Source organism: Ramlibacter sp. G4-7 (assembly GCF_057784995.1).
On the sequence record NZ_JBYNTT010000020.1, the window covers coordinates 63,524 to 85,890 of the forward strand.

Here is a 22,367-nt window from a genome sequence, read left to right on the forward strand (position 1 = left end):
GGGTTCCCGGCCGCTTGGCGCTGTAGTCGCGCGACTACGGTCCGGGCTTTCGACAGATGACGCGGCCGCGCGCCGCCGCTAGGATGCCGTCTCCCATGCGCGACGACGACCGGCACCTCATCGAGTCCCCTTACGCGTGGGCGCGGCTGGTCATGTCGCTGCTGCTGATGACCATCGGCGGCTCCGGGATGTACGCGATCACCGTGGTGCTGCCGCGCATGCAGCAGGATTTCGGCATCGCCCGCGGCGACGCTTCCCTGGCCTACACGCTCACCATGCTCGGCTTCGGTGTCGGCGGCATCCTCATGGGAAAGCTCTCCGACCGCTTCGGCGTGATGGCCGTGGTGATGCTGGGGGCGGTCGGCCTCGGCCTGGGCTTCATCGCCGCGGGACTGGCTCCGGGGCCGGCGCTGTTCGGCATCGCGCAGGGCGTGCTGGTGGGCATGCTGGGCACCTCGGCCACCTTCGCTCCGCTGGTGGCGGACACGTCGCGCTGGTTCGACCGCCGCCGCGGCATCGCGCTGGCCATCTGCATGAGCGGCAACTACACGGCGGGCGCGTTCTGGCCGCCGGTGCTGCAGTACTTCATCGATGGCCACGGCTGGCGGCAGGCCTATGTCGGCCTGGGCATGTTCTGCATCGTGAGCATGGTGCCGCTGGCGCTGGTGCTGCGCCGCCGGCCTCCGGCGCAACCGGTGCCGGCGCCCGGCGTGGCCGGTGCCGTGAGCGGCGCGGCGTCGGCGCGGCCGCTCGGGCTGCCGCCGAACCTGCTGCTGGCGCTGCTGTGCGTGGCCGGCGTGTCCTGCTGCGTCGCCATGTCCATGCCCCAGGTCCACATCGTCGCGTATTGCGGCGACCTGGGCTTCGGCGCCGCGCGCGGCGCGGAGATGCTGTCGCTCATGCTGGGAATGGGCGTGGTGAGCCGTCTGGTGTCGGGGTGGATCTCGGACCGCATCGGCGGGCTGCGCACGCTGCTGCTCGGGTCGCTGCTGCAGGGCATCGCGCTGCTGATGTTCCTGCCTTCGGACGGCCTCACGTCCCTCTATGTGGTCTCGGGGCTGTTCGGCCTGTTCCAGGGCGGCATCGTACCTGCGTATGCGCTGATCGTGCGCGAGTACTTCCCGCCGCAGGAGGCGGGCGCCCGCGTGGGCACCGTGCTCATGGCCACCCTCCTGGGAATGGCCCTGGGCGGCTGGATGTCCGGAGCGGTGTTCGACCTCACCGGCTCCTACCGCGCCGCCTTCCTCAACGGCATCGGCTGGAACTTCCTGAACCTCACGATCGTGTCTTTCCTGCTCTGGCGCGCGAGCGCCTTGGGCCTGATCGCGCCGTGGAGCGGCAGGCGCGCGGCGGCTTGAGACGGAGCGCGCCGGGCGCGCGTGTCGCGCTTGCGGCCCGCTAGCGCAGCACTTCCAGCAGCCGGTCGAGCCCGCCCGTGTCGATCGCCACCATCGCCTGCTCGCGCACCTTGGGCTTGGCGTGGTATGCGACGGACAGGCCCGCCTCCCCCATCATGGGCAGGTCGTTGGCGCCGTCGCCCATCGTGATGGCCTGCTTCGGGGAGATGCCCAGGTTCGCGCAGGTCTCCAGGAACATCCGGCGCTTCTCGGCGCCGTCGCAGATGTCGCCCCAGGGCTGGTCCACCATGCGGCCGGTGAGCTCGCCGCAGTTGGTGCTGGAGCGGATCTCCAGCACGTTCGAGCGGGTGTAGTCGATGCCCAGCTTGTCGCGGATGCGGTCGGTGAAGAAGGTGAATCCGCCGGAGACCAGCAGCACCTTCATGCCCGCGGCCTTGCAGGCCTGCACCAGGCGCTCGGCGCCGGGATTGAGTTGCAGGCGCTGGGTGTAGATCATCTCCATGTCGGCGACGGTCACGCCCTTGAGCAGCGCCACGCGGCGGCGCAGGCTCTCCTTGTAGTCGGTGATCTCGCCGCGCATCGCGGCCTCGGTGATCGCCGCCACTTCCTCCTTCTTGCCGACCGCGTCGGCGATCTCGTCCACGCACTCGATGTTGATGAGCGTGGAGTCCATGTCGAAGGCGATGAGCTTGAAGTCCTTCAGGGGCAGGGGCGGGGTGAAGCCCTGGACTTCGAGGCCGGGGGCGAAGGAGTGCAATGCCATGGCGGCATTTTCTCATCCCGCCTGGCTCACTCGGCCGGCTGCTCCCCCCTGAAGTGACGCAGCAGCGGACCGATGATGTCCAGGGGCAGGGGGAACACGATGGTGGAATTCTTGTCCGCCGCGATCACGGTGAGCGTCTCCAGGTAGCGCAGCTGCAGCGCCTGCGGCTGGCGCCCCAGCACCTCGGCCGCCTCGGCCAGCTTGTGGGAGGCCTGCAGCTCGCCCTCGGCATGGATCACCTTGGCGCGCCGTTCGCGTTCCGCCTCGGCCTGGCGGGCGATGGCCCGCACCATGGTGTCGTTCAGGTCCACGTGCTTGATCTCCACGTTGGTCACCTTGATGCCCCAGGTGTCGGTCTGCGCGTCGAGGATCTTCTGCACGTCCAGGTTGAGGCGCTCGCGCTCGGCCAGCAGGTCGTCCAGCTCGTGCCGGCCCAGGACCGCGCGCAGCGTGGTCTGCGCCAGCTGGCTCGTGGCCTCCAGGAAGCGTTCCACCTGGATGATGGCCCGCGCCGGGTCGACGACGCGGAAGTACAGCACCGCGCTGACCTTCACCGACACGTTGTCCCGCGTGATCACGTCCTGGCTGGGGATGTCCATCACCACCACGCGCAGGTCCACCCGCACCATCTGCTGCACCACCGGTACGAGCAGCACCAGGCCCGGCCCCTTCACCTTCCAGAAGCGACCGAGCTGGAACACGACGCCGCGCTCGTATTCACGCAGGATGCGCAATGACGTGGCGAAGAACGCCACCAGCAGGACCAGCACCAGGCCGAAGCCCAATCCTCCAGCAAGCATGTCGTTCCTCCCGTGGTGGTGGCGCTTCAGGCCGGCGCCACTTCCAGCACCCCGTCGCGCAGACCCGTCACCCGCACCCGGTCGCCGGCCTGCAGGCTGTCCGCGCCGCGCACCTTCCAGTGCTCGCCCTGCACCAGGGCCCAGCCGTGGCCTCCGGAGAATTCGACCAGCTCGCCGGACGCGCCCAACAGGGTCTGCGAGCCGGTCAGGACGGGGCGGCGCCGCGACTTCGCCGCCATGCCGGCGACCAGCAGCACGAAGGCGGCGGACACCAGCGCCAGGATGGCGATCAGCGCCCGCGGGATGCCCCAGCCGGGGGAGTCGCTGTCGATCAGCATCACGCAGCCGAAGGCAAAGGCGACCACGCCGCCCAGCCCCAGGGCGCCGAAGCTGGGGAGGAAGGCCTCCGCCACCAGGAAGGCGATGCCCACGAGGATCAGCGCCAGTCCCGCGTAATTCACCGGCAGCAGCTGCAGCGCGAACAGCGCCAGCAGCAGGCAGATGGCGCCGACCACGCCCGGGGCCACCATCCCGGGACTGCTGAACTCGAAGAGGAGGCCGTAGATGCCCACCATCATCAGCAGCAGGGCGAGGCCCGGGTTGTTGATCACCGACAGCAGGCGGCTGCGCCAGTCGGCCTCGAAGGCCAGCACCGGCGCACCGCGCGTCTGCAGGCGGCGCGTGGCGCCGGCCAGTTGCAGCTCGCGTCCGTCCAGCTGCTCCAGCAGGTCGGGCAGGTCGCGCGCCACCAGGTCCACCACCTTCAGCTGCAGGGCCTCGGCGGCGGACAGGCTCACCGCTTCGCGTACGGCCCGCTCGGCCCAGTCGGCGTTGCGCCCGTGCAGCTGCGCGAGGCTGCGGATGTAGGCCGCGGCATCGCCGATGCGTTTGGCGGCCATGGCGTCGCCGGGTTCGGCAGGGACGGAGGAGGCCGATGCACTGGCGCCCGAGGCGGCAGGGCGAGCCGGCAGCGGATTGGCCGGCTGCGGCCCGAGCGGCATGCCGATGGCCACCGGCGTCGCCGCGCCCAGGTTGCTGGCGGGCGTCATGGCGGCCACGTGGCTGGCATAGAGCAGGTAGGTGCCGGCGCTGGCCGCGCGCGCGCCGCCCGGCGCCACGAAGGTGGCCACCGGCACAGGGGAGGACAGGATGTCCTTGATCATGCTGCGCATGGCGGCGTCCAGCCCGCCGGGCGTGTCGATCTGGAGCACCAGCAACTGGGTGTGCTCGCGACCAGCCACGGCCAAGCCGCGTCGCAGGTAGTCGGCGGTGGCCGGGCCGATCGCTCCGTCCACCTGCAGCACCACCACCGGCGCGCGGGCAACGCCATCCGCCAGGGCCCAGGGCTGCAGCAGCGACAGGGCCAGCAGGCAGAGCAGGCGGAGGGCGCGGCTCATGGGCCGAGTCTAGGCCGACGCCGGCAGGCGTCAACGGGAACGAGGGAAGGCGCTACTTCGCGCGGGAGCGCAGGGCCGCCTGGATGGCCAGGGCGGCCCAAGGCCGCATCAGGGCCGGCGAATCCATCGCCTGCGCCGGCGCGGCGCGATAGCCGAGCGAGACGTGCTTGTCGCCCTTCGCGGTGTACGTGAACGGCGCGCAGCCCGCCGCTTCGAAGCGCGGCAAGGTCTCCTTGTCCGCCTTCAGGTACAGCGTCTCGCCCGCCACGATGGCGATGAACAGGTCGTCGACGTAGATGCCGTGGCCACCGAACATGCGCTTGACGCGCACGGGCCCGAGCGGGGCAAACAGCTCGGCGCAGTAGCTGGCGAACGCGTCCTTCGGGCCCATCGTGGCAGTCTAGCGGCAGCGTCCCCACCCCAGCCCTTCCCCAGCGGGGGAGGGAGCGAAGAGGTCACGCCGGCTCCGCCACCTTCGGTTGCCCCAGCGAGCGCAGGACGTCGCGCACCATCTGCGCGCGGTCCTTCGCGTCGACCAGCGACTTCTCGATGCGCAGCTTGTCGTTGCCGGCCAGCTTGATGTGCTTGTTCTTCTGCACCAGCTGGATGATCGCCAGCGGCTCGATCGGCGGATTGGCCTTGAAGGTGATGTGCATGACCGTCGGCGCCGCGTCCACCTTCACCACCCCGTAGGGCCGGGCCAGCACGCGCAGGCGGTGCACGTCGATCAGCGTCTGCCCCTGCGGCGGCAGCTTGCCGAAGCGGTCGACGATCTCTTCCAGCAGGCGGTCGATCTGGTCGACGTTCTTCGCCGTCGCCAGCTTCTTGTAGAAGGACAGCCGCAGGTGCACGTCGCCGCAGTAGTCGGTGGGCAGCAGCGCGGGCGCGTGCAGGTTGATCTCGGTGGTGACCTGCAGCGGCGCCAGCAGGTCGGGCTCCTTGCCGGCCTTGAGCGACTTCACCGCTTCCGACAGCATCTCGTTGTACAGCTGGAAGCCGACCTCCAGCATGTTGCCGCTCTGGCTCTCGCCCAGCACCTCGCCGGCGCCGCGGATCTCCAGGTCGTGCATCGCCAGGTAGAAGCCCGAGCCCAGTTCCTCCATCTGCTGGATCGCCTCCAGCCGCTGCGCGGCCTGCTTGGTCAGGCCCTCCACGTCGGGCACCATGAGGTAGGCGTAGGCCTGGTGGTGGCTGCGTCCCACGCGCCCGCGCAGCTGGTGCAGCTGCGCCAGGCCGAACTTGTCGGCGCGCGACATCACGATCGTGTTGGCGGTCGGCACGTCGATGCCGGTCTCGATGATGGTGGAGCACAGCAGCACGTTGAAGCGCTGCTGCACGAAGTCGCGCATGACGCGCTCCAGTTCGCGCTCGGGCATCTGGCCGTGCGCCACCGCGATGCGCGCTTCCGGCAGCAGGCGCTCCAGCGCCTCGCGCCGGTTCTGGATGGTCTCCACCTCGTTGTGCAGGAAGTAGACCTGGCCGCCGCGCTTGAGCTCGCGCAGCACCGCTTCGCGGATCACGCCGTTGCCCTCGTTGCGCACGAAGGTCTTGATCGCCAGGCGCCGCTGCGGTGCGGTGGCGATCACCGACAGGTCGCGCAGGCCTTCCAGCGCCATGCCCAGCGTGCGCGGGATCGGCGTGGCGGTGAGCGTCAGCACGTCCACCTCGGCCCGCAGCGCCTTGACCGCTTCCTTGTGGCGCACGCCGAAGCGGTGCTCCTCGTCGATGATCAGCAGGCCCAGGTCCTTGAACTTCGTGGACTGGGCAAGCAGCTTGTGCGTGCCCACCACGATGTCGATGCTGCCGTCCTCCAGCCCCTTGACCGCGGCGTTGATCTCCTTGGTCGACCGGAAGCGGCTCATCTCGGCGATCTTCACCGGCCATTTGCTGAAGCGGTCGACCAGGGTCTGGTAGTGCTGTTCCGCCAGCAGCGTGGTCGGCGCCAGGAAGGCGACCTGGCGGCCCCCGGTCACCGCGATGAAGGCAGCGCGCAGCGCGACTTCCGTCTTGCCGAAGCCCACGTCGCCGCACACCAGGCGGTCCATGGGGCGGGGCGAGACCATGTCCTGGATCACGGCGTGGATGGCGGCGTTCTGGTCCGCGGTCTCCTCGAAGCCGAAGTCGTTGGCGAACTGTTCGTAGTCCTGCGCGGAGAAGCGGAAGGCGTGGCCCTGGCGCGCCGCGCGCCGGGCATAGATGTTCAGCAGTTCGGCGGCGCTGTCGCGCACCTGCTCGGCGGCCTTGCGCTTGGCCTTTTCCCACTGGCCGGAACCGAGCTTGTGCAGCGGCGCCTCGTCGGCACCGACCCCTGTGTAGCGGCTGATCAGGTGCAGCTGGCTCACGGGCACGTACAGCGTCGCCTTGTCCGCGTACTCCAGGTGCAGGAACTCCGTGCTGCCCTGGCCGACGTCCATGCTCATGAGCCCGCGGTAGCGCCCGATGCCATGCTGCGCGTGCACGACCGGGTCGCCCACATTCAGCTCCGACAGGTCCTTGATCAGCGCGTCGACGTCGCTGACCTGTTCCTGCTTCCTGCGCCGGCGCCCGGTCGGCGCGCTGGCGAAGAGTTCGGTCTCGGTGACGAGGTCGATCGCCTCCTCGACCCAGGAGAAGCCGCTGGCCAGGGCCGCGGTGGCGATCCCCAGCTTCTCCTCGCTCTGCTGGAACTCGGCCAGCGTGTCGAAGGCCGGCAGCGTCAGCTGGCTCGCGCGCAGGAAGTCCAGCAGGCTCTCGCGCCGGCCGGCACTTTCGGCCAGCACCAGCACGCGGTGCGCGCTGCGCTGCGCGTGGTACTTGAAGTTCGCGAGCGGGTCTTCGGCGCCGCGGATCACCGAGATGTTCGGCAGCCGGCGGAACTCCGCGTAGCCGTCTTCCTGCGGCACCGCCTTGAGCGCCAGCTGCGCGTGCGCATTGGCACGCACGAAAAACTGTTCCGCGTTGAGGAACAGCGCCTCGGGCGGCAGCACCGGCCGCTCGGGATCGCCCTGCACCAGCCGGAAGCGATCGCGCGTGTCCTGCCAGAAGCGCTGGAAAGCGGCCTCCAGGTCGCCGTGCAGCACGACGCTGGACTGCTCGCCCAGGTAGTCGAACACGGTGGCCGTGTCCTCGAAGAACAGCGGCAGGTAGTACTCGATGCCGGCGGTGGCGACGCCGTTGCCCATGTCCTTGTAGATGCGGCTCTTGGTCGGGTCGCCTTCGAGCAGCTCGCGCCAGCGGCTGCGAAAGCGCGCCCGCGCGTCGTCGTCCATGGGGAACTCGCGGCCCGGCAGCAGGCGCACCTCGGGCACGGGGTACAGGCTGCGCTGCGAGTCGGGGTCGAAGGTGCGGATCGAATCGACCTCGTCGTCGAACAGGTCGACGCGGTAGGGCACCGGCGAGCCCATGGGGAAGAGGTCGATCAGGCCGCCGCGCACCGCGTATTCGCCGGGGCTCACCACCTGGGTGACGTGGCTGTAGCCGGCCAGCGTCAGCTGCGCCTTGAGCTTGGCCTCGTCCAGTTTCTGCTGCACGCGGAAGTGGAAGGTGTAGCCGGCCAGGAAGGCGGGCGGCGCCAGGCGGTACAGCGCCGTGCTCGCGGGCACCAGCACGACGTCGGCCTCGCGCTGCAGGATGCGCCACAGCGTGGCCAGGCGCTCGCTGATCAGGTCCTGGTGCGGCGAGAAGGTGTCGTAGGGCAGCGTCTCCCAGTCAGGGAAGAGGGCGCAGCGCAGCTGGGGCGCGAAGAAGGCGATCTCTTCCAGCAGCCGCTGGGCATCGTTGGCGTCGGCCGTGACGATGGCCGTGAGCCTGCCCTCGGCGAGCTCGCGCTGGCCGAGCCGTGCGATCAGCAGCGCATCGGCCGAGCCTGTGGGCCGCGGCAGCGTCATGCGGCGGCCGGATTGGAGCTTGGGTAAATCCATCGGGTTGAAGCGGAAATGCAAAACACCCCCACGTGGCGAACGAGGGGGTGCGGGAAGATATTACCCCACCCACGATGTCCCCGTGGCCCGCAGGCTGCCCCGTCAGGAGAACACAAAACTCCTCATGGCGGTGGCCGCGGATGCGGGCATAGAATGGATCGACGGCCATGAACGCGAACACGACCCCCTCCCGTTATTTCGCACTGATCCCCTGCGCCGGAAACGGCAGCCGGGCCGGCACCGCCGGGCCCAAGCAATACGAGCGCGTCGGCGGCCAGCCGATGGTGTGGCACACGCTGTCCGCCTTCGCCGGCGTCAAGCGCATCGCGCGCACCCTCGTGGTCGTCGCACCGGGCGACGGCTTCTTCGAACGCAACCCGACGACTTCGGCGCTGGTGGTGCAGTGCGGCGGCGCCACGCGGGCCGCGAGCGTCGCCAACGGCCTGCGCGAGCTGCGCCGCACCGGGGCCACGGACAACGACTGGGTGCTGGTGCACGATGCGGCGCGCTGCCTCATCACGCCGGCACTGATCGACCGGCTGATCGACGCCTGCAGCGGCGACGAGGTGGGTGGCCTGCTGGCCCATCCGCTGGCGGACACGCTCAAGATCGCCGAGAACGGCCGCGTCGCTTCGACCATCAACCGCGGCGACAAGTGGCAGGCGCAGACGCCGCAGATGTTCCGCATCGGCATGCTGCGCCAGGCCCTCGAAGGCGCCGGCGACAATGTCACCGACGAGTCCAGCGCCATCGAGTCCATGGGCCTGAAGCCGCTGCTGGTGGAAGCCGGCGGCCAGAACTTCAAGGTGACCTACCCCGAGGACTTCGCCATGGCGGAGGCCGTGCTGCGCGGCCGGGGACGGTGAGCCCCCACGCTGCGCACTGCGTGTGGGCGCTGCCCCCCGGACGGGCGCAGGCACCCTGCGGGCGGCCGGGCGGGCACTGGTGGTGAAGCTGCGCATCGGCGAGGGCTGGGACACGCACGCGCTGGTGCCCGGCCGCAAGCTCGTCCTGGGCGGCGTCGAGATCCCCTTCGAGCGCGGGCTGCTGGGGCATTCGGATGCGGACGCGCTGCTGCATGCGATCACCGATGCGCTGTTCGGTGCGGCCGGCCTGGGCGACATCGGCCGCCACTTTCCCGACACGGACGAACGCTTCCGCGGCGCCGATTCGCTGGCGCTGCTGCGCGAAGCGGCGGCGCGCGTGCGCAAGGAAGGCTGGTCCATCGCCAACATCGACAGCACGATCGTCGCGCAGGCGCCCAGGCTGGCGTCGCACATCGACGCCATGCGCGCGGGCATCGCGCAGGCGCTGGAGCTCGCGCCGGCGCAGGTGAACGTCAAGGCCAAGACCGCGGAGAAGCTGGGGCCCGTCGGCATGGGCCAGAGCATCGAGGCGCGGGCGGTCGTGCTCCTGACGGCCTGAGCCGGACTCAGGCGGGCGGCCAGCCCAACCGGTGCAGGCCCTCGAGGTAGCGCGCACCGTCCTGCGGCAACCGGAACGGCATGGTGCGGCGCGCCAGTTCCTCGCTGTAGTGCGGCGACAGCGCCAGGAAGCGGTCCAGCGCGGCGCGCCCTTCCTCCAGCAGGCCCAGCATGCCGCAGGCGCTGGCATACGAGCGGTGGTTCATGGGAAAGCCGGGCGACTTGTCGATCCCCAGCAGGGCTGTTTCCCGGGCGGCGGCCAGGTCGCCTTTGATGTAGTGCGAGGCGGACAAGGTGCCCAGCATCATGGGCGCGAGCACGTCGTGCGGGTTCAGGCGCAAGGCCGTCTCCACCTGGGCGGCCGCGGCGGCCGGGTCACCGTCCAGCAGGAGGATCCAGCCGAGGACATAGCGGCCATGGGCATAGCTGGGATTGATGGCGACGGCCTTGTCGGCCAGCTTGCGCGCCACCGCGTGCCGCCCGCCGAGGACGGCATCGGCCGCGGAGATGGCCAGGGCGGCGGGGTGTTCGGGATCGCGCTGCAGCGCATCGCGCGCCATGCGCCTGCTGTCCTCGAAGCATTCGGCCAGCGGCCGCCAGCCGAGCAAGGCACGGAAGAAGTTCGCCGTCGCCGCCATGGCCAGCGGCGGGGCGAAGGAGGGATCCTGCTGCGCCGACTGCAGGAACAGGTCGATCGCGTGCTCGAAGGACTGCCTGTCCAGGTGGCCGAGGTGCCAGAGCGCTTCGTGGTGCAGCTCCCAGGCACCGAGCGCGCAGCTGCGGCAGGCGTGCACGCGGCTGATCTCCGCCGTGTCCACCGCCGCTTCGAGCGCGTCGAGGATGGCGTCGACGATCTCGTCCTGCACCGCGAAGATGTCGGTGAGCACCCGGTCGTAGCGCTGGGCCCAGACGTGGTGGGCCGTGGTGGCGTCGATCAGCTGCGCGGTGATGCGCACGCGGTCGCCGGCCTTGCGGATGCTGCCTTCGAGCAGGTAGCGCGCGCCGAGCTCCGCACCCGCCTTCTTCAGGTCCACGTTGGCCCCGCGGTAGGCGAAGGAGGAGTTGCGGCCGATCACCGGCAGCCAGCGGGCCAGGGCCAGCCGGGTGAGGATGTCTTCGGCGATGCCGTCGGCCAGGTGCCCTTGCTCGGGATCGGTGCTGAGGTTGTCGAAGGGGAGGACGGCCAGCGCGGGCCGCCCGCCGAAGCCCTGGACCTCGCGCGCCGTGGAGAACGCGCCGGCCGCGGTTGCCGCCGCCGGCGCTGCTGACGCCGCCGATGCTGTTGACGCCGCCGATGCTGTTGACGGCGCGGGCGCCGCTGCAGGCGCTGCGCTCCCGTCCATGGCGTAGGCGCGCACCGGACGCTCGATGTTCTTCATCGTGTGTTCGCCCCGGTCGGCGAGGCGCACGGCGATCTCGGGCCGCACCGCTGCGCGCACCGCATCGGACACCAGGATGCCGCCGGTCTCGGCCAGGGCCTGCAGGCGGGCCGCCACGTTCACCCCCTCGCCATAGAGCGTGCCGTCCGGCTGGATGATGACGTCGCCGAGGTGGATGCCGACCCGGAAGGCCAGGGGCCGCTGGCCCGGCGAAGCGGCGTCCGCCGCCACCCGCGCCTGCACCTGGGCCGCCGCCTGGACCGCCCCGGTGGCGGTGTCGAACGCGGCGACCACCGAGTCGCCGGCGGTGTCGACCACCCGGCCGCCATGGTCCCGGGCGCTCTGGCGGAAGAGGGCGCGCGCCGCTTCCAGCGCGGCCAGCGTGCCGACGTCGTCCTCGGACATCAGCCGCGAGTAGCCCACCGCATCCGCCTGCAGGATCGCGAGCAGGCGGTGCTGGAGCGTGCTGGCTGCCGGTTCCATCCCCGGGAGATTGCAACGAAGCCTCGCCGCGCGCAAGCGCGTGGCTTGCCCTTTTCAACTCTTGACAGTCGCGGCAGGCGGCTTATAAGCGTCGCATGGTCGAACTGCTCGCTGACGTGGTCGCCGATCTGACGCGGCCCCTCGAGACCCTTCGCGGCATCGCGACCGTCGTCCTCACGCTGGTCGGCACGGCGCTGGTGATCGTCGCCAGCCTGATGCGCACCATGGTGCGCCTGCGCGTGATCACCGTCATCAGCAACGTGTTCCTGCTCGCCGGCGCCATCACGGCGCCGCACGGGCCGCTGGTGTTGCTCTACCTGATCCTGGTGCCGGTCAACTGCGTGCGGCTGGCGGAGATCATGCGCGTGACCCGGCGCGTCGAGGAGTCCGTGCGGCGCAAGGACCTCTCCGGCCTCTGGCTCAAGCCCTACATGCGGGCCAAGCGGCTGCGGGCGGGCACCATCGTCTTCCGCCAGGGCGACCCGGCGGACGCGCTGTTCCTGCTGATCGAAGGGGAGCTGGAATGGGTGGAGATCGGCACCCGGCAGCCGCGCGGCGAGCTGTTCGGCGAGATCTCCTTCTTCGCGCCGGACCGCACCCGCACGCTCACCGGGCGCTGCGTCACGGACTGCCTGGTGATGGCGATCCGGGGCGATTCCTTCAAGGAGCTGTACTTCGAGAATCCGAAGTTCGCCTTCCACGTCTCGGAGCTGATCGCCGAGCGGCTGATCACCGACGTGCACCAGCTGCAGCACAAGCTCGACACGATGCCCGCGTCGCTCGCGCCGGAGTTGCGCCAGGTGCGCTGAGGTGACGCGTGCGCAGCGCCGGCTGCGCAGCTTTCAGGCGGCCGTCGCCGCGTTCTCTTCCGGCTCGGGCCGCCCGCCGCCCGGCACCGGCGGCATCATGCGCGGCCGCTGCAGCTTGATGTGCGCGGCCAGCCCGCCGGAAGTGGTGTTGGCCAGCGCGAAGATGCCGCCCATGCGCTGCACCGTCTTGTCGACGATCGCCAGGCCCAGGCCGGCGCCGGTGGCCGCCGTGCGCGCCGCGTCGCCGCGGAAGAAGGGCTTCACGAGGTTGGGCAGGGCGTCGGGCGCCACGCCCATGCCGTGGTCGCGCACCTTGAGCAGCACCCACTCGTTGCGCGCGCGGGCGGCGATGTCCACCAGCGCCACGCCGGTCTCGGGCGTCTTGCCGTAGCGGCGCGCGTTCTCCAGCAGGTTGGACACGACCCGGGCCAGTTCGACCTCGTCGGCCAGCACCTGCAGGTTCCGGGGCATGTCGACGTTGACCTTGATGTCGCCGTGGTCCTCGATGGCGTACATGCAGGCCTCGATCACGTCGTTGAGCACGACCGGCTTGAGCTCCGCGTGGTCGGGGCGGGCGTAGTCCAGGAACTTGTCGATGATCGCGTCGAGCTGGTCGATGTCCGCGGCCATGTGCTCGCGCGCATCCGGATCCACCACGCTCATCTCGGTTTCCAGGCGCAGGCGTGCCAGCGGCGTGCGCAGGTCGTGCGAGATGCCGGCCAGCATCACGGCGCGGTCCTGCTCGATCTTGGCGAGCTGCTGCGCCATGCGGTTGAAGCCGATGTTCACCTCGCGGATCTCGCTGGTGACCGCCTTCTCGTCGAGGCGGCTCGCATCGAAGTCGCCGTCACGCACCCGGCTCGCCGCGAAGGACAGCTGCTTGAGCGGACGGTTGATCAGCCGCGCGATCACCGCCGCGCCGGCCAGCGACAGCGCCGCCGCCGTGATCAGCCAGACCAGCCAGGTCCTGCCACCCACCTGGGAGAACTTGGTGCGGTCCAGCAGCATCCAGTAGTCGTCGCGATCGATCTTGAAACCGATCCACAGCCCCTCGTCGCCGTTGACGGAACTCGCCATCAGCGTGCCGCTGCCCAGCCGGGTGACCAGCTCGTCGACGATGCGCCGGTCCATGGCGCTGCCGGCCAGCGGCGCGTAGCGGTCCTTGGGCTCGCGCGGCAGGATGCGCACGCCTTCCTGGTCGGCCAGGGTCTTGATCAGCGACACGCGCGCGATCGGGTCCGCATGGACCAGGGCGGCACGGCTGAGGTTCACCAGCGAGGCGATCTGCTGCGCGGTCTGCACCGCGCGCGGCTCGAACTCCAGCTGCCGGAAGGTCTGCAGCCAGGCGACGATGGAGCCGATCAGCAGCAGCGACAGCAGGAAGAAGGTGCGCCAGAACAGCGACAGCCCCAACCGGGGCCGCATCTCCAGCGGGGCCGGGGCGGTTTCGAGAGGGGCGGGACTGGTCTGTTCGAGCGGGGTCATGACGGAACGGCTCATGACGGGAGCGAGGGATGACGCGGGCCGCGCCGGGCGTGACGGAATGACGGGTCCTGCTTGGTCATCTCGTCATTGGAGCGCAGCGCGGTCGTTTTGTCATGCGGCGCGACGCGGTGCGGCGACAGATCAACCCGCGCCGTCCGGCACGAACACGTAGCCCACGCCCCAGACGGTCTGGATGTAGCGCGGGGAAGCGGGGTCGGCCTCGATCAGCTTGCGCAGGCGCGAGACCTGCACGTCCAGGCTGCGGTCGAAGGGCTCGAATTCGCGGCCGCGGGCGAGCTGGGCCAGCTTCTCGCGCGACAGCGGCTGGCGGGGATGGCGCACCAGGGCCTTGAGCATGGCGAATTCGCCGGTGGTCAGGGGCAGCTCCTCGCCGTTCTTGCGCAGCGTGCGCGCGCCCAGGTCGAAGGCGAAGGGGCCGAAGCTGACCACCTCGTTCTCGGAGGAGGGCGCGCCGGGCGCTTCCTGCGCGGGACGGCGGCGCAGCACCGCGTGCACGCGGGCCAGCAACTCGCGCGGATTGAAGGGCTTGCCCAGGTAGTCGTCGGCGCCGACCTCCAGGCCGACGATGCGGTCCACGTCCTCGCCCTTGGCGGTGAGCATGATGATGGGGGTGCGGTCGTTGGCGGCGCGAAGGCGGCGGCAGATCGACAGCCCGTCTTCGCCGGGCATCATCAGGTCGAGGACGATCAGATCCGCTGTCTCGCGCAGCATCAGCCGGTTCAGTGCCTTGCCGTCCTCGGCCAGGATCACTTCGAAGCCTTCCTGGGTCAGGTAGCGGCGCAGGAGATCGCGGATGCGCGCGTCGTCGTCCACCACCAGGATCTTGTCGGTCCGTGCTGCAGCTTGTGTCATGGGCCTCCAGAAGCCTATTTGTAACAGCGCCGATTCTGTAGGCGAAAGTGCCGGTTTCCGGGTTTTCCCCCGGGCTTTTTCCCCGTGTTACAAATGTTGCCTCGACCGTAGTCCCTTGACAGAAACCGGGGTGAACGCCGGTACTGCCCGGCCGTTCTTACTCCTCATGAAGTACCTCGCTGCCGCGCTCGCCCTCGCAGGGGTCGCGGCCTCCGCAGCACCCCCGCCGAACCCCGACTTGCACATCCCCGACCTGCGCCAGGCGCTGCGGCAATACGATCGCGATGGCGACGCCTTGCCGCGGCGGCTCAGTCCGGTGGAGCGGGCCGAACTGCGCCGGCAGCTGCAGGAGTACCAGCGACCCGCGCCCGTGCAGCAGCAGCCGGCGCCGCCGCAGCAGCCGCAGCGGCGCCGCTGACGCCCCCAGAAGAAAGGAACCATGAAAAGAAGCACAACGATGCTGGCCGGATGCGCGCTGGCCGCCGCCGCCCTGGCCGCCCCGGCCCAGGTCCTGCCCTCGCCGCAGAACGTGCTGCAGCTGCAGACGACCGGCACCGTCGAAGTGCAGCAGGACCTGCTGCAGATCACGCTGAGCACCGCCCGCGACGGCACCGATCCCGCCCAGGTGCAGTCGCAGTTGCGCACCGCGCTGGACGCCGCACTTGCGGAAGCCAAGCGCACTGCGCAACCCGGCCAGCTGGACGTGCGCACCGGCAACTTCGCCATCTACCCGCGCAACAACCGCGAGGGCCGCATCAGCGGCTGGACCGGCACGGCGGAACTGATCCTGGAAGGCCGCGACTTCGCGCGCATCACGCAGACGGCCGGGCGCATCCAGACGCTGACGCTGGCCGGCGTCAGCTTCGGGCTGAGCCGGGAGCAACGCGCCAGGGTGGAGACCGACGCGCAGGCGCAGGCGATCGACCGCTTCAAGGCGAAGGCCGGGGACCTGGCGAAGGCCTTCGGCTTCGGCGGCTACACACTGCGCGAGGTCTCGGTGAACACCAACGAGCCCGGCTTCATGCCGCGCATGCGCATGGCCGCCCAGGACGCCAAGGTGGCGTCCATGGAAGCAGCCGTGCCGGTCGAACCGGGCAAGAGTGTCGTGACCGTGACCGTGTCGGGCTCCGTCCAGCTGCGCTAGGAATACCGCGCCCTACACGGTTCAGTCCGACAGGGCCAGCGGCGGGCGGCCGCTAAGCTGGCGCGCATGTCCACTCTCCTGTCCGAACCCGCGCAGGCACCGGCGGCGGCGCCGCGCCCCACACCCGAGTGGTTCATCGTGATGAACCAGGGCTCCGGTTCCGCTGAAAAAGACGCGGTCCGCAAGACGATCGAGGCGGAACTGCTGGCCGCCGGCCAGCGTCACCGCTTCGTGCCGATCCAACGCGGCGAAATCGTCGCCGCCTGCCAGGAAGCCGCCCGGCTCGCGCACGAACATGGCGGCATCCTGGTTGCAGCGGGCGGGGACGGCACCACGAACTGCGCGGCGCAGGCCGCATTGGGCCAGGACTGCGCCCTCGGGCTGATCCCGCAAGGCACCTTCAACCTCTTCGCACGCCAGCTCGGGCTGCCCCTGGACGCCGCGGAGGCGACGCGCGCGCTGCTGCGCGGCGCACCGGAACCGGTGCAGGTCGGCTGGGCCAACCAGCGCATCTTCCTCGTGAATGCCTCGCTGGGCCTGTACCCCCAGCTGCTGGCCGACCGCGAGACGGTCAAGCAGAAGCTGGGGCGCCGCCGCTGGATCGCCATGCTGGCGGGCCTGAAGAGCCTGATCGACTGGCGCCTGAGGCTGTCGCTCGATGTCGAGATGGATGGCGAGCTGCGCCACCTGCGCACGGCCAGCGTGTTCGTCTGCAACAACCGCGTGCAGCTGCAGCGCGTGGGCATTGCCGACGAGGTGGTGGAGCAGGTGGGCGAGGGACGGCTCGCCTGCATCATCGTGAAACCGCTGGGTACCTGGACCAAGTTGCGGATGCTGCTCGCCGCGGCCGTGGGCAAGCTCGGCGATGAGTACGTGGTCGACAGCTTCGCGCTGCGCTCCCTGACGGTGGGCGCCCGCCATGCGAAGCGCATCAAGGTGGCCACGGACGGCGAGGTGCAGTGGATGCAGCTGCCGGTGCGCTTCACGGTGGCGCCCCGGCCGCTGCAGGTGATGCTGCCGCCGGCGCAGGAAAGGCTGCCGCCGCAATGACCGTCCTGCTGCACATCTCCGACACCCATTTCGGCACCGAGGAGCCGGCCGTGGTCAAGGCCCTGCTGGCGCTGGCGCGCGCGCAGGAGCCCGACGCGGTCATCCTCAGCGGCGACATCACGCAGCGCGCGCGCGGCGCCCAGTTCGCGGCCGCGCGGGCTTTCTGCGATTCGCTGGGCGTCCAACGCCTGCTGACCCTGCCCGGCAACCACGACATCCCGCTCTACAACGTCGCCGCGCGCCTGTTTTCGCCTTACGCGGGCTACAAGGCCTGCTTCGGGGACGAGCTGGAGCCGGAGCTGGAATTCGGCGACGTGCTCGTGATCGGCGTCAACACGACGCGCCCCGAGCGGCACAAGGACGGCGAAGTGTCGGCCGCGCAGATCAACCGGGTGGTCAAGCGCCTGCACGGGGCGCGCCGCGAGCAGCTGCGCGTGGTCGTCACGCACCAGCCCGCCTGCGTGATGCGGCCCGAGGACGAGAAGGACCGGCTGCACGGCGGCGAGGCGGCGGTGCAGGCCTGGGCGCGCGCGGGCGCGGACCTGGTGCTGGGCGGACACATCCACCTGCCGTATGTGAGCGACCTGTGCACGCGGGCGGACACCGGCACGCCGCGGCCGCTGTATTGCGTCCAGGCCGGCACCGCGCTGTCGCACCGCGTGCGCCACGGCACGCCGAACTCGGTGAACGTGCTGCGCTGGAATCCGCCCGCGAACGGCGATGCGCGCAAGGCCTGCGTGGAGCGCTGGGACTACGACCTGGCGGACGACCGCTTCGAGCTCACGCATCCATACGAGCTGAAGCTGGGCGACTGAGGGCGGTGGGGTTCGCTTCGCTCACGGTGGGGGCGAAGCGCGAACCGCAGCGATCGGCGCCGAGCCTTACTGCGCCACCCAGCCGCCGTCCATGGTCCACGCGACGCCGCGCACGTTCCTGCCGGCATCGGAGCAGAAGAACACCGCCAGCTCGCCCAGTTCCTCCGGCGTGGTGAACTGCAGCGACGGTTCCTTTTCCGCCAGCAGCTGCTTCTTGGCCTCCTCGTTGGAGATCCCCAGCGCCGCGGCCTTGGCGTCCACCTGCTTCTGCACCAGGGGCGTCAGCACCCAGCCGGGGCAGATCGCGTTGCAGGTGATGCCCGTGGGCGCCGTCTCCAGCGCGGTCACCTTGGTCAGGCCGACGATGCCGTGCTTGGCGGCGACGTAGGCCGACTTCTCGGCGGAGCCGACGAGGCCGTGCACCGACGCGACGTTGATGATGCGGCCCCAGTTCGCCTTGCGCATCGCCGGCAGCGCCAGGCGGGTGGTGTGGAAGGCGCTCGACAGGTTGATCGCGATGATCGCGTCCCAGCGCTCGGGCGGGAAATCCTCCAGCTTGGCGACGTGCTGGATGCCCGCGTTGTTCACGAGGATGTCGACGCGGCCGACGGTCTCGGCCGCGTAATGCATCATCGCCTCGATGTCCGCCGGCTTGCTCATGTCGGCGGCGTGGTAGCCCACCTTCACGCCCAGCGCGGCCACTTCGGACTTCGGCCCCTCGGCATCGCCGAAGCCGTTGAGCACGATGTTGGCGCCCTGGCGTGCCAGGCACTTGGCGATGCCGAGGCCGATGCCGCTGGTGGAGCCTGTGACGAGGGCGGTCTTGCCTTTCAGCATGTTCTCTCTCCGGGATGATTTAGGATGACGTGAAACCCCCCGAGCGTAATCGCCCGGCCCACGCGCGCGCAATCCCCATGACCGTCCCCCGCCTCCACCACGTCACCTGCCAGGATCCCGCCGGCGGCCACCGCATGGCCTATTGGCTCTGGGGCGCCGAGGATGCGCCGCACGCCATTGTCTGCGTGCACGGCCTGACGCGCCAGGGACGCGACTTCGACGTGCTGGCGCAGGCGCTGGTGCAGGCCAGTCCGGTGCCGGTGCGTGTCGTGTGCCCCGACGTGGTGGGCCGCGGGCGCAGCGACTGGCTGGCCGACCCCATGGGGTATGCGTGGCCCGCCTATGCCGCCGACATGCTGCAGCTGCTGCAGCACTTGCAGGCGGCGGGACCCGTCACCACCCTGGACTGGGTGGGAACGAGCATGGGCGGACTGATCGGCATGGCGGTGGCGGCGACGCCGCGGCCGCCGGTGCCCGTGCGCCGGCTCGTGCTCAACGACGTGGGGCCGGTGATCGAGTGGGGCGCCTTGCAGCGCATCGGCAGCTACATCGGCAACACGGGGCACTTCGCATCGGTGCAGCAGGCCGCGGACGCCATGTGGGCGATCTCGCAAAGCTTCGGCCCGCACACGCCGCAGCAGTGGCTGGCGTTGTCGCAGCCCATGGTCAGGCCCTTGCCGGACGGAGGCTTCACCTTGCACTACGACCCGGCGATCGCCGTGCCTTTCCGGGCGTTGCAGGAGAAGGACGCCGAGGCCGGGCAGGCGATGCTCTGGCAGATCTACGACGCCATCCGCGCCGAAACGCTGCTGCTGCGCGGAGCCAGCTCCGACCTGCTGTCGCGCGCCACGGCGCAAGAGATGCAGCGGCGCGGCCCGAAGCCGCGCCTGGTCGAATTCCCGGGCGTGGGCCATGCGCCCACGCTCATCGCACCGGAGCAGGTGGAGGCGGTGACCTCCTTCCTGCTCGCCACCGAATCCGTTCCCGATGAAAAGCCACGCAGCGGAACAGGGTGACGCGGCCACGGCGGTGCCGGAACTCGTCGCCGCCGTCGAACAGACCTTGCCGCAACAGGCCAATGCCCTGGCGCGCGCGCGCGCCTTCGCCGAGCCGCTGATCGCGGGCGAGACGCTGGAGACCGGCGAGAACACGCTGGCGCACGCCGATGCCGTCGCGGGCATCCTCAAGTCCATGGGCGGCTCGGAGGCCATGCAGGCGGCGAGCTACCTGGTGTATGCCTGGGCGCACCTGAACAAGCCGCAGGAGGTGATCGCCAAGGCCTTCGGCGAGAGCTATGCGGCGCTGGCCGCCGAGACCACCAAGCTGGTGGTGGTGCAGCGCCAGGCGCGCGACGCGGACGACACGCTGCCGGTGCAGGACGACCGGCGCGTGCAGACCGAGAACGTGCGCAAGATGCTGCTGGCGTTCTCGCGCGACCTGCGCGTGGTCATGCTGCGGCTGGCCTCGCGGCTGCAGACGCTGCGCTACTTCGCGGCGACCAAGCAGGCGGTGCCGCCGGCGGTCGCGCGCGAGGCGTTGCAGGTGTTCGCCCCGCTGGCCAACCGGCTGGGGATCTGGCAGGTCAAGTGGGAGATGGAAGACCTCGCGTTCCGCTTCCTGGAGCCGGAGACCTACAAGCGGGTCGCGCGCTGGCTGGACGAAAAGCGGGTCGAGCGCGAGCAATACGTGGAGCAGCTGCGCAGCCAGCTCGAAAGCGAGCTCAGGGCGCAAGGCATCCGCGCGCAGGTGCACGGGCGCCCCAAGCACATCTACAGCATCGTGAAGAAGATGCGCGGCAAGTCGCTGGACTTCGAGCAGGTGCTGGACGTGCGCGCGCTGCGCGTGATCGTGCCCGAGGTGAAGGACTGCTACGAGGCCCTGGCCTGGGTGCACGCGCGCTTCTCGCCGATCATCGAGGAGTTCGACGACTACATCGGCCGGCCCAAGCCCAACGGCTACCAGTCGCTGCACACCGTGGTGCGGGACACCGCCGGCCGGCCGATCGAGATCCAGATCCGCACCCAGACGATGCACGAGCATGCCGAACACGGCGTGGCGGCGCACTGGGCCTACAAGGAGGCCGGGCAGAAGGGCTATGCGGGCGTGAGCGCCAGCGCGGTGTACGACACCAAGATCGCCGTGCTGCGCCAGCTGCTGGCCTGGGAACGCGACCTCGCGGGCTCGGTCGAAGGGCTGTTCGAGGACCGGATCTACGTGCTCACGCCGCAGGCCGCGATCATCGAGCTGCCCCAGGGCGCCACGCCGGTGGACTTCGCCTACACGCTGCACACCAGCCTGGGCCACCGCTGCCGCGGCGCGCGCGTGGACGGCGCGATGGTGCCGCTGAACACGCCGCTGAAGAACGGGCAGACGGTGGAGATCGTGGCCGCCAAGGAGGGCGGGCCCTCGCGCGACTGGCTCAACCCGGAGCTGGGCTTCATCGCCAGCCACCGCGCGCGGGCCAAGGTGCGCGCCTGGTTCAACGAGCGGCTGCGGCACGAGACCGAGGGCCGCGGGCGCGAACTGGTCGAGCGCCTGCTGCAGCACAAGGGCAAGACCGCGATCAAGCTGGAGGAGCTGGCGTCCCAGCTCGGATTCAAGTCCGCCGAGGACCTGTTCTTCGTCGTCGGCAAGGACGAATTCTCCCTGCGCAACATCGAGCAGCTGCTGCAGCCGCACGCACCCCCGCCCAGCGAGGACGAGGTGCTGACGAAGAAGCTGCGCGCCACGCCCGCGCGATCCACCAAGGGCGGCGTGCTGGTGGTGGGCGTGGACTCGCTGATGACGCAGCTGGCCAAGTGCTGCAAGCCCGCGCCGCCGGACGCGATCAGCGGCTTTGTCACGCGCGGCAAGGGCGTGAGCATCCACCGCAAGGACTGCTCCAGCTTCCGCGAGATCGTCGCGCGCAGCCCCGAGCGCGTGATCGAGGTGGAATGGGGCAGGTCCCGGGGCGAGTCGGCGGTGTACCCGGTGGACGTGGCCATCGAGGCCGTGGACCGGCAAGGGCTGCTGCGCGACATCTCGGAGGTCTTCGCCAAGGAGAAGATGAACGTGATCGGCGTGCAGTCGCAGACGGTCAAGGGCACGGCCTGGATGACCTTCACCGTGGAGATCGCCGACTCGCACAAGCTCGCGAAGGTGCTGGGCACCGTCGACGAGGTCAAGGGCGTCCGGTCGGCGCGGCGGCGCTAGCAGTGGCCGAGTGCCCGTCCTCGGCTGACCTGCTCCTGCTGGCCTGCGAGCTCGCCATACAGGTGGAGAGCAGGCCGCAGCGGCGCGACGGCACGGACGCCGCGGTCCATGCGAGTTCGGGGGCGACACTGGCTCGCCGCATCCGCGCGGGCGCAACGATCGTGGCCTCCAGCAGCGGGACGGCCCCGGAATCCCCGCCCGCCCCCTTCCATTGGGACGTCTGCCTCCAGGTGGGCGCTGCGCGCCGGACGAATTACCGGGTCTGGCTGCGCGAGTCTCCGGAACAGCTCGAGGGCTTGTGGCTGGCCCGCAGGGCCGCCCGCGAACTGCGCGCCAGCCTGCCGCACGAGCAGCGAAGGAAGAAGCCCTGGGGGCCGCTGTGAACGAGGGCGCATCCGCTTTTGCTATACTTCGTGGCTGTGATGGGCCGTTAGCTCAGCGGTAGAGCGCCTCTTTGACGTGGAGGATGTCGGAGATTCGATCTCTCCACGGCCCACCAACAAATCGTGCAAGCCCGCTCCCGAAAGGGAGCGGGCTTTTGCTTTGTGGCGCCAACGCAAGGTCACTTGCCGCCACCGCCACCGCCACCGCCACCGCCACCGCCACCGCCGCCGCCACCGCCGCCGCCGCCGCCGCCGCCGCCGCCGCCGCCGCCACCG

Annotated in this window: 19 protein-coding genes and 1 tRNA gene; 11 read left to right on the top strand and 9 right to left on the bottom strand. The window is 70.2% G+C overall.

The window, feature by feature from the left end; genetic code table 11:
- The first annotated feature begins 95 nt into the window (after positions 1-95).
- Complete coding sequence (locus AC3EGR_RS22175; protein ID WP_488548701.1) at positions 96-1,358, top strand: MFS transporter; 1,263 nt, start codon at positions 96-98, stop codon at positions 1,356-1,358.
- A gap of 40 nt (positions 1,359-1,398) precedes the next feature.
- Here the strand turns inward: AC3EGR_RS22175 and serB are convergent, their stop codons facing one another.
- The 5 genes from serB to mfd form a co-directional block, all read right to left on the bottom strand.
- Positions 1,399-2,121, bottom strand: a complete 723-nt coding sequence (gene serB / locus AC3EGR_RS22180) for a phosphoserine phosphatase SerB (RefSeq protein WP_488548702.1) — start codon at positions 2,119-2,121, stop codon at positions 1,399-1,401.
- 26 nt (positions 2,122-2,147) lie between these two features.
- Complete coding sequence (locus tag AC3EGR_RS22185) at positions 2,148-2,921, bottom strand: slipin family protein (RefSeq protein ID WP_488548703.1); 774 nt, start codon at positions 2,919-2,921, stop codon at positions 2,148-2,150.
- Between the two features lie 26 nt (positions 2,922-2,947).
- Positions 2,948-4,318: an NfeD family protein gene (locus tag AC3EGR_RS22190; protein WP_488548704.1), complete on the bottom strand. Its 1,371-nt coding sequence runs from the start codon at positions 4,316-4,318 to the stop codon at positions 2,948-2,950.
- Positions 4,319-4,370: 52 nt separating this feature from the next.
- On the bottom strand, positions 4,371-4,709 hold the full coding sequence (locus AC3EGR_RS22195; protein WP_488548705.1) for a TfoX/Sxy family protein: 339 nt from the start codon (positions 4,707-4,709) through the stop codon (positions 4,371-4,373).
- Between the two features lie 64 nt (positions 4,710-4,773).
- Positions 4,774-8,217 (bottom strand): transcription-repair coupling factor, encoded by a 3,444-nt coding sequence (mfd, locus tag AC3EGR_RS22200; RefSeq protein WP_488548706.1) that lies wholly within the window; start codon positions 8,215-8,217, stop codon positions 4,774-4,776.
- A gap of 167 nt (positions 8,218-8,384) precedes the next feature.
- On the opposite strand from mfd, the gene ispD reads away from it, so the two are divergent.
- Together ispD and ispF are read left to right on the top strand one after the other, a co-directional pair.
- Positions 8,385-9,083, top strand: a complete 699-nt coding sequence (gene ispD / locus AC3EGR_RS22205) for a 2-C-methyl-D-erythritol 4-phosphate cytidylyltransferase (protein WP_488548707.1) — start codon at positions 8,385-8,387, stop codon at positions 9,081-9,083.
- 82 nt (positions 9,084-9,165) lie between these two features.
- Positions 9,166-9,642, top strand: coding sequence for a 2-C-methyl-D-erythritol 2,4-cyclodiphosphate synthase (gene ispF, locus AC3EGR_RS22210; RefSeq protein ID WP_488548708.1), 477 nt, complete (start codon positions 9,166-9,168; stop codon positions 9,640-9,642).
- A 7-nt stretch (positions 9,643-9,649) separates the two neighbouring features.
- On the opposite strand, the gene AC3EGR_RS22215 is transcribed toward ispF, so the two are convergent.
- On the bottom strand, positions 9,650-11,503 hold the full coding sequence (locus AC3EGR_RS22215; RefSeq protein WP_488548709.1) for an adenylate/guanylate cyclase domain-containing protein: 1,854 nt from the start codon (positions 11,501-11,503) through the stop codon (positions 9,650-9,652).
- 95 nt (positions 11,504-11,598) lie between these two features.
- On the opposite strand from AC3EGR_RS22215, the gene AC3EGR_RS22220 reads away from it, so the two are divergent.
- Positions 11,599-12,312 carry a Crp/Fnr family transcriptional regulator gene (locus tag AC3EGR_RS22220; protein ID WP_488548710.1) on the top strand — a complete coding sequence of 238 codons (714 nt, stop codon included), beginning with the start codon at positions 11,599-11,601 and terminating at the stop codon, positions 12,310-12,312.
- 33 nt (positions 12,313-12,345) lie between these two features.
- On the opposite strand, the gene AC3EGR_RS22225 is transcribed toward AC3EGR_RS22220, so the two are convergent.
- Both AC3EGR_RS22225 and ompR read right to left on the bottom strand, forming a co-directional pair.
- Entirely contained in the window at positions 12,346-13,812 is a 1,467-nt protein-coding gene (locus tag AC3EGR_RS22225) for a sensor histidine kinase (protein WP_488548711.1), read from the bottom strand.
- A gap of 126 nt (positions 13,813-13,938) precedes the next feature.
- Positions 13,939-14,670 (bottom strand): osmolarity response regulator transcription factor OmpR, encoded by a 732-nt coding sequence (ompR, locus tag AC3EGR_RS22230; protein ID WP_187076032.1) that lies wholly within the window; start codon positions 14,668-14,670, stop codon positions 13,939-13,941.
- 166 nt (positions 14,671-14,836) lie between these two features.
- On the opposite strand from ompR, the gene AC3EGR_RS22235 reads away from it, so the two are divergent.
- The 4 genes from AC3EGR_RS22235 (at position 14,837) to AC3EGR_RS22250 (ending at position 17,679) form a co-directional block, all read left to right on the top strand.
- Entirely contained in the window at positions 14,837-15,088 is a 252-nt protein-coding gene (locus AC3EGR_RS22235) for a hypothetical protein (RefSeq protein ID WP_488548712.1), read from the top strand.
- A gap of 21 nt (positions 15,089-15,109) precedes the next feature.
- A complete protein-coding gene (locus AC3EGR_RS22240; protein WP_488548713.1) occupies positions 15,110-15,814 on the top strand; it encodes an SIMPL domain-containing protein in 705 nt (234 codons plus the stop codon).
- Between the two features lie 66 nt (positions 15,815-15,880).
- The gene (locus AC3EGR_RS22245; RefSeq protein WP_488548714.1) at positions 15,881-16,864 is read left to right on the top strand and encodes a diacylglycerol/lipid kinase family protein; all 984 of its coding nucleotides are present in this window, start codon (positions 15,881-15,883) and stop codon (positions 16,862-16,864) included.
- Positions 16,861-17,679, top strand: coding sequence for a metallophosphoesterase family protein (locus AC3EGR_RS22250; RefSeq protein WP_488548715.1), 819 nt, complete (start codon positions 16,861-16,863; stop codon positions 17,677-17,679). Before AC3EGR_RS22245 ends, AC3EGR_RS22250 begins: the two co-directional genes overlap by 4 nt.
- A gap of 66 nt (positions 17,680-17,745) precedes the next feature.
- Here the strand turns inward: AC3EGR_RS22250 and AC3EGR_RS22255 are convergent, their stop codons facing one another.
- Positions 17,746-18,516 carry a 3-hydroxybutyrate dehydrogenase gene (locus AC3EGR_RS22255; protein WP_488548716.1) on the bottom strand — a complete coding sequence of 257 codons (771 nt, stop codon included), beginning with the start codon at positions 18,514-18,516 and terminating at the stop codon, positions 17,746-17,748.
- A 77-nt stretch (positions 18,517-18,593) separates the two neighbouring features.
- Between AC3EGR_RS22255 and AC3EGR_RS22260 the strand changes: the two genes are divergently transcribed.
- The 3 genes from AC3EGR_RS22260 (at position 18,594) to AC3EGR_RS22270 (ending at position 22,207) form a co-directional block, all read left to right on the top strand.
- Positions 18,594-19,532, top strand: a complete 939-nt coding sequence (locus AC3EGR_RS22260; RefSeq protein ID WP_488548717.1) for an alpha/beta fold hydrolase — start codon at positions 18,594-18,596, stop codon at positions 19,530-19,532.
- A complete protein-coding gene (locus AC3EGR_RS22265) occupies positions 19,504-21,708 on the top strand; it encodes a RelA/SpoT family protein (protein ID WP_488548718.1) in 2,205 nt (734 codons plus the stop codon). Before AC3EGR_RS22260 ends, AC3EGR_RS22265 begins: the two co-directional genes overlap by 29 nt.
- 424 nt (positions 21,709-22,132) lie before the next feature.
- A tRNA-Val gene (locus AC3EGR_RS22270) sits at positions 22,133-22,207 on the top strand.
- Positions 22,208-22,367: the final 160 nt, after the last annotated feature.